The sequence below is a fragment of the Mesorhizobium sp. WSM3873 genome, assembly GCF_001672445.1.
In the GTDB taxonomy this organism is placed as follows: Bacteria; Pseudomonadota; Alphaproteobacteria; order Rhizobiales; family Rhizobiaceae; genus Mesorhizobium.
The window spans coordinates 331,806-338,949 of record NZ_LYTM01000023.1; the positions used below are offsets into that span (position 1 = coordinate 331,806).

Here is a 7,144-nt window from a genome sequence, read left to right on the forward strand (position 1 = left end):
CGCGGTTTGACAGCACTTCCTTAACCATAGCGGTTCAGGATCGTCCTCTGGTCAGTGGGGACACCCTGATTGAAAAAGCCGGCGCGCCCTCTTCGCCGCCTGGCGCTTCTCGCGGCTGCGGTTGCGCTGGGCACGGCGGCAAAGGCCTCGGATTTCTCCGAGCCGTGGAAGAATCTCGACCGCGCGCTGGTGATCGACGCCTACGAATATAACTCCATCGACTGGGCTGAGCTCGCCACCGACAAACGCATCGTCGGCTTCATCAACAAGGCGTCCGACGGGCTGCCGCCGCCCTATTTCTGCTTCGGCGACGAAACTGAGGTGAAGCTCTGCAAGGCGCTGTGGAAGCGCCATGCGGTGACGCGCGAGCTTTTCCAGACACGCAGGGTGGTGGCGAAGGCGCTCGGCCTGAAATGGGGCGCCTATCACCTCGCCCGCCCCGGCAATCCGGTCGAGCAGGCCAACAATTTCATCGATTTCGCCGAGCCGGCGCCGGACGATCTCATTGCCCTCGACATCGAGGGCATCGATCCCGCGCAATGGATGTCGCTCGAGGACGCGGAAGAATTCGTGCGCCAGGTGCATCGCCGCCTCGGTCGCTTCCCGGTGCTCTACTCGAACGGCAAGACCGCCCAGTACATCGCCGACAACCGTTACACCTACCGGCTGTTGTCGCGGCTGCCGCTCTGGTATGCGCGCTACAAGCCGGACATCGACGTGCATTTCCCGATGGGCAACTGGCAGGGTTACGCGCTCTGGCAGTTCGCGGCAAAGGCGAATTGCGGCCGCTTCAGCTGCCCCTATCGCGTGCCGGGCACGCCCAACGACATCGACGTCAGCGTCGCGCCGATGAAAGCCGATGCGTTGCGCCAGCAATGGGCCTTTGGCGGCTTGATCGACGTGCCGGCGGATTACCTCGCCTCGATCCCGGTGCCGATCCCGCGCGAAGCGGGCCTCGCCGGCAAGGTCACCATCACCTATGCCGATGTGGCGACGCCGCCGACCATCGAGGAAATGGTCGCGGTGCTCGGCGCGCGCTGGGAGAAATTCCGCGACGGATTCCGAATGCCGGTGGTCAAGACCGTGCCGCAGCGCCCGAACTTCGGCATCGTGCAATATGTCGCCTGGAAACGAGCCGGACAGCGCACGCCCGAACAGCTCGACGCCGCCTTCGCGGCCGCCGATCCGGTCAGCACCGCATCGACGACGCTCGACCACCGCAGGCAGTAGTCAACGGCAGCGTCAACGATGATTGCCCAGGCTGGCATACATGCCGGTGGTGCGGAACTGTGTGGGCGTGATGCCGTAGCAGCGGCGAAACACCTTGGAAAAATAGTTGGGGTCGTCGAAACCGCACAGAACAGCGACTTCCTTGACCGGCAGGAAATCGGCCTTGGTCAGCAACTTGGCGGCGCGCTGCAGCCGCTGCTGCAGGACGAATTCGGCCGGCGGCAATCCTTCGCTCTCGGCGAAGCAGCGCGAGAAATGGGCGCGGCTGAGGCCGCTGATTTCGACCAGCTCCGCCACCGGCAGCGGCTTGTCGAGATTGGAGTTGATGTGATCGATGACCGGCTGCATGGCGCTCTGCTTCTCGGCGAAGGCGTGCGAGCCGAAGACATCGTCGTAAAGCGCCATCGCCGCCTCATAGGCGATTGCCGAGGCCGCGCCCGGCGAGGCGGCGCCCTTGATGAGGCGCAGGCTGCAATCGGCAAGGTGATCGATGGTCGCTGGCTGCAGCCGGAACACGGGACCTGAGACGCTGAGGATCGACTTGTGGACGCGCAGCGCCTCCTCGCCGTTCATCGATATCCAGAAATATTCCCAGCGGTCGCCCTTGGCCAGCCAGTAGCGATGGTTGTGCGGCACCAGCACCAGCAGCGTATCGTTCGCCTGCAGGCGGTAACTGCGGCTTTCGTAGCGCAATTGCCCGGTGCCGCTGATCGTATGCTGGAGCACGGTGAACGGGGTCTGGCCGCGCTTTCGCCCGTCCCAGTCGTAAGTCTCGTCCTCGCGCACCTCGTAGCCGGTGCTGGTCGGCATGGCATGCAGGCGCTGGCGCCCGCGCGGCAGCGAAATCGTGCGCATCAGCTTTCCATTGGCGATCAGATCCTGCAGCACAAAATTACCCTCGAAAGCATAATCCTTCTCTGGCCGCGCCGGCGAATAAGCGCATAATCCGGCTCACTCAAGAACGGGAAAGACCCGCGGTCGAGGAGCGGGCGGGAGGAGAAAGAGCTGGATTTCGGCTCCACATGGCGAGCGCGCCTGCCGGCGCGCGGCCATATCCTCCCTTGCTGCTCCTTGCCTAACATTCGATTGGATCGAGGTGAAGGTGATGAGCTTCAAAATCGCTATTATTGGCGCCGGCAGCGTCGGCTTCACCAAGAAGCTGTTCACCGACATTCTCTGCGTGCCCGAATTCAAGGACATCGAATTCGCGCTGACCGACATCAGCGAGCACAATCTCGGGATGATCCAGGCGATCCTCGATCGGATCGTGGAAGCAAACGGGCTGCCGACCAAAGTGACGGCGACGACCGACCGCCGCAAGGCGCTGGAAGACGCGCGCTACATCATCAGCTGCGTGCGCGTCGGCGGCCTCGAAGCCTATGCCGACGACATCCGCATCCCGCTGAAATACGGCATCGACCAATGCGTCGGCGACACGATCTGCGCCGGCGGCATCCTCTACGGCCAGCGCAACATCCCGGTGATCCTCGACTTCTGCAAGGACATCCGCGAGGTCGCCGAGACAGACGCCAAATTCCTGAACTACGCCAACCCGATGGCGATGAACACCTGGGCCGCGATCGAATACGGCAAGGTCGACACGGTCGGGCTCTGCCACGGCGTGCAGCACGGCGCCGAACAGATCGCCGAGGTGCTCGGCGCGAAGTCGCCCAGCGAGCTCGACTATGTCTGCTCCGGCATCAATCACCAGACCTGGTTCATCGAGCTCAGGTTGAACGGCCGCGCGATCGGCAAGGACGAGCTGGTCGCCGCCTTCGAAGCGCATCCGGTCTATTCGAAGCAGGAGAAGCTGCGCATCGACGTGCTGAAGCGCTTCGGCGTCTATTCGACCGAAAGCAATGGGCATCTGTCCGAATACCTGCCCTGGTACCGCAAGCGCCCCGACGAGATCACGCGCTGGATCGACATGTCGGACTGGATCCATGGCGAGACCGGCGGCTATCTCCGCTACTCGACCGAGACCCGCAATTGGTTCGAAACCGAGTATCCGCAGTTCCTCGAAGCGGCGTCGAAGCCGATCGACCCTGCGAGGCGCTCCAACGAGCATGCCAGCCACATTCTCGAGGCGCTGGAAACAAACCGCGTCTATCGCGGCCATTTCAACGTCAAGAACAACGGCGTGATCACCAACCTGCCGCTGGACGCCATCATCGAGTCGCCCGGCTTCGTCGATCGGTTCGGCATCAACATGGCCGCCGGCATCACGCTGCCCGAGCCATGCGCCGCCACCTGCATGTCATCGATCAACGTCCAGCGCATGTCGGTGCATGCCGCGATCGCCGGCGACATCGATCTCTTGAAGCTCGCCATGCTGCACGATCCGCTGGTCGGCGCGGTGTCGACGCCGGAGGAGGTCTGGCAGATGGTGGACGAGATGGTCGTCGCCCAGGCCGCCTGGCTGCCGCAATATGCCGACGCCGTGCCGGCGGCAAAGGAGCGGCTTGCGAAGTCGAAGGTCAAGACCCGCGAATGGGCGGGCGCGGCGCGGCGCAACGTCCGCTCGATCGATGAACTGCGCGCCGAAAAGGCGGCACTGAAACAGGCCGGCTGAGATTTCGGGCAGGCGGACCTGCAGGAGGCAGACCGCCGAAACGGCCCTCAAAATAAAGATCGAGCGGCGGGCAAGCAGCAGACGTTCAAAACATCTGGGAGGAGACAATGAGGAACTTACACAGAATTGGCATTGCCGCCGGACTGGTGCTCGGCGTTTCTATTCCGGCGCTCACCGCTTTCGCTTCGGAACCGACGATCCCGCCGGAGCCGGCGACATTCCCGGCCGAAGGCAAGATCCATTCTGTGGCGCGCGACTCCATCCTGGAGTTCAAGGCGCTGCCCGAATACCACGAGCCGGACTGGGTGACGGAGAAATACGTCAAGACCGGCAAGCTGCCGCCGCTCAAGGACAGGCTGCCCAAGGAACCGCTGGTCTTCAAGACCGCCAACATGCCGGACGGCATCGGCGTCTATGGTGACACGATGCGCCATGTCATCGGCGGCAGGCCGGAAGGCTGGAACTACGGTGCCGGCCAGACGCAAGGCTGGGGCGGCATCGACATCGCGCTTTCCGAATGTCTGACACGCACCGCGCCGCTGTTCCAGGTCGACGCAAAGGACACCGAGCCGCTGCCGAACCTCGCCAAGAGCTGGGAATGGTCGAAAGACGGCCACAAGCTGACCATGCATCTCGTCGAAGGCGCCAAATGGTCGGACGGCGTGCCCTTCAACGCCGACGACGTCATGTTCTACTGGGACGACGAGGTCGTCGACCCCAACGTGTCGCCGCTCAACGGGGCGACGCCCGAAACCTTCGGCGTCGGCACGACGCTCAAGAAGATCGACGACTACACCGTCGAATGGACGTTCAAGGAAGCGTTTCCGAGGCAATATCTCTATGCGATGGCCTACGGCACCTTCTGCCCCGGCCCGGCGCACATTTTGAAGCCGCAGCATCCGAAATATTCGAAGAACACCTACGACCAGTTCAAGAACGCCTTCCCGCCGGAATACATGAACATGCCGGTGATGGGCGCCTGGGTGCCGGTCGAATACCGCCCGGACGACATCATCGTCATGCGGCGCAATCCTTACTACTGGAAGGTCGACGAGAAGGGGAACCAACTGCCTTATCTCAACGAGCTGCAATACAAGCTCTCGACCTGGGCCGATCGCGACGTCCAGGCCGTCGCAGGCTCGGGCGACTTCTCCAATCTCGAGCAGCCCGAGAACTTCGTCGCCTCGCTGAAGCGCGCGGCTGACAAGAACGCGTCGGCACGGCTTGCCTTCGGTCCGCGGCTCATCGGCTACAATCTGCGTATGAATTTTTCCGCCAATGGCTGGGGCAACCCGGACGAGCGAGGCCAAGCGATCCGCGAATTGAACCGCAACGAGGATTTCCGCAAGGCCGTAACCATGGCGATCGACCGCAAGGCGCTCGGCGACTCGCTGGTCAAGGGACCGTTCACCGCCATCTATCCCGGCGGCTTCTCCTCCGGCACCAGCTTCTATGACCGCAAGTCGACGGTTTATTACCCGTTCGATCTCCAAGGGGCCAAGGCCGAGCTCGCCAAGGCCGGTCTCAAGGATACCGACGGCGACGGCTTCGTGAACTTCCCGGCGGGCACCGCCGGCGGCAAGAACGTCGAGATCGTGATGCTGGTCAACAATGACTACACCACCGACAAGAGCCTTGCCGAGGGCGTCGTGGCGCAGATGGAGAAGCTTGGGCTGAGGGTCGTGCTCAACGGGGTCAACGGCACGCAGCGCGACGCGATCCAGTATTCCGGCCGCTTCGACTGGCTGATCCGGCGCAATGACCAGGAGCTCACCTCCGTTGTGCAGAACACGGAGCAACTCGCTCCGGTCGGTCCCAAGACCAGTTGGAACCATCGCGCGCCTGAAAGCGGCGAAGTCGATCTGATGCCGTTCGAGAAGGACCTCGTCGACATCGTGAACAAGTTCGTCACGACGCAGGACAACGACCAGCGCGCCGACCTGATGAAGAAGTTCCAGAAGATCTCGACCGAGCACGTCTACAATGTCGGGCTGACGGAATATCCCGGCGCGCTGATCGTCAACAAGCGCTTCTCCAACATCCCGCAGGGAACGCCGATCTTCATGTTCAACTGGGCCGAGGATTCGATCATCCGCGAACGCGTCTTCGTCGCAGCCGACAAACAGGCGAAATATGAGCTCTTCCCCGACGAGCTTCCCGGCAAGCCCGGAGACAAGGGGCCGATGAACTAGTTAACCTCCCTGACGAAGAGAACTCCGGTCGCGCCAGCTGGCGCGGCCGGACAAAGCCAAATCTCCGGTAGCGCCCAGGGAGCGACCGGCCAGCAAAGGAAGCCGACCATCCATGTTGCGATTCCTGCTCATGCGCATAGCGTCGGCGCTTCCCGTGCTCGCCATCTTGAGCCTGGTCACCTTCGCCATCATCCAGGCGCCGCCGGGCGACTATGCCGACTATATCAAATCGCAGCTCATCAACCAGGGCGGCGCCTCCTATGCCGAGGCGGATGCACAGGCCCAGGCCTACCGGAAAGAACACGGCCTCGATAAGCCGCTGCCCGTTCAGTATCTCAACTGGATCGGCGGCATCGTCACGCGCGGCGATTTCGGCTACAGCCTCTACTACAACAGGCCGGTGGCGGACGTGGTCGGCGAGCGCCTGCCGCGCACGCTGCTCCTGGCGCTGGTCTGCCACCTGCTCGCCTCGGTGCTGGGCATAAGCTTCGGCATTTGGGCGGCGACCCGCCAGTATTCCTGGATCGACTCGACGCTCTCGGCCATCTCCTTCCTCGGCATGACGGTGCCGCGCTTCCTGATGGCGCTGATCATCGTCTACCTGCTGGTCTTCCAGTTCAACGTGTCGGAGATCGGCAGCTTCTTCTCGCCGCGATATGGCGGCGCGCCATGGTCGTGGGCAAAATTCCTCGACCTGGTCAAGCATGTCTGGCCGGTGGTGGCGATCGCGACCTTCGGCGGGCTCGCCTACAATATGCGCGTCATGCGCGGCAACCTGCTCGACACGCTCAACGCGCAATATGTCGAGACGGCCAAAGCCAAGGGCCTGACTGGCGGCGCCGTCGTGATGCGCCATGCCGTGCCCAATGCGCTGCATCCATTGGTCATGTATCAAGGCGTGGTGCTGCCCTACATGCTGACCGGCGAGATCGAGACGGCGATCATCTTCGCGCTGCCGACCGTCGGGCCGGCGATCGTGGGCTCGATGGCGGTGGGCGATGTCTATGTGACCGCAACCTTCATGATGGTTCTGTCGGCGACGCTGATCGTCGGCAACATCATCGCCGACATGCTGCTGGTCCTGCTCGACCCCCGCGTGCGCCAGTTCGGGGAGCACTAGATGCTGGCCCGCGATCCCTCACCCCCGCCA

At 63.0% G+C, this 7,144-nt stretch carries 5 protein-coding genes; 4 read left to right on the forward strand and 1 reads right to left on the reverse strand.

The genetic code is table 11. From position 1 onward, the window contains the following. Positions 1 to 69: 69 nt before the first annotated feature. Positions 70 to 1,230 (forward strand): glycoside hydrolase family 25 protein, encoded by a 1,161-nt coding sequence (locus A9K71_RS17260; RefSeq protein WP_066998101.1) that lies wholly within the window; start codon positions 70 to 72, stop codon positions 1,228 to 1,230. 12 nt (positions 1,231 to 1,242) lie between these two features. Here A9K71_RS17260 and A9K71_RS17265 read toward each other — a convergent pair whose 3' ends face one another. Then, a complete protein-coding gene (locus A9K71_RS17265) occupies positions 1,243 to 2,085 on the reverse strand; it encodes an AraC family transcriptional regulator (protein WP_082980568.1) in 843 nt (280 codons plus the stop codon). A gap of 250 nt (positions 2,086 to 2,335) precedes the next feature. On the opposite strand from A9K71_RS17265, the gene A9K71_RS17270 reads away from it, so the two are divergent. The 3 genes from A9K71_RS17270 to A9K71_RS17280 all read left to right on the forward strand — a co-directional run bounded on the left by A9K71_RS17270 (position 2,336) and on the right by A9K71_RS17280 (position 7,114). Next, positions 2,336 to 3,802, forward strand: a complete 1,467-nt coding sequence (locus A9K71_RS17270; protein ID WP_066998114.1) for an alpha-glucosidase/alpha-galactosidase — start codon at positions 2,336 to 2,338, stop codon at positions 3,800 to 3,802. Positions 3,803 to 3,909: 107 nt separating this feature from the next. After that, positions 3,910 to 5,994: an ABC transporter substrate-binding protein gene (locus A9K71_RS17275; protein WP_066998117.1), complete on the forward strand. Its 2,085-nt coding sequence runs from the start codon at positions 3,910 to 3,912 to the stop codon at positions 5,992 to 5,994. Positions 5,995 to 6,106: 112 nt separating this feature from the next. Beyond that, positions 6,107 to 7,114 carry an ABC transporter permease gene (locus A9K71_RS17280; protein WP_066998120.1) on the forward strand — a complete coding sequence of 336 codons (1,008 nt, stop codon included), beginning with the start codon at positions 6,107 to 6,109 and terminating at the stop codon, positions 7,112 to 7,114. Positions 7,115 to 7,144 lie beyond the last annotated feature (30 nt).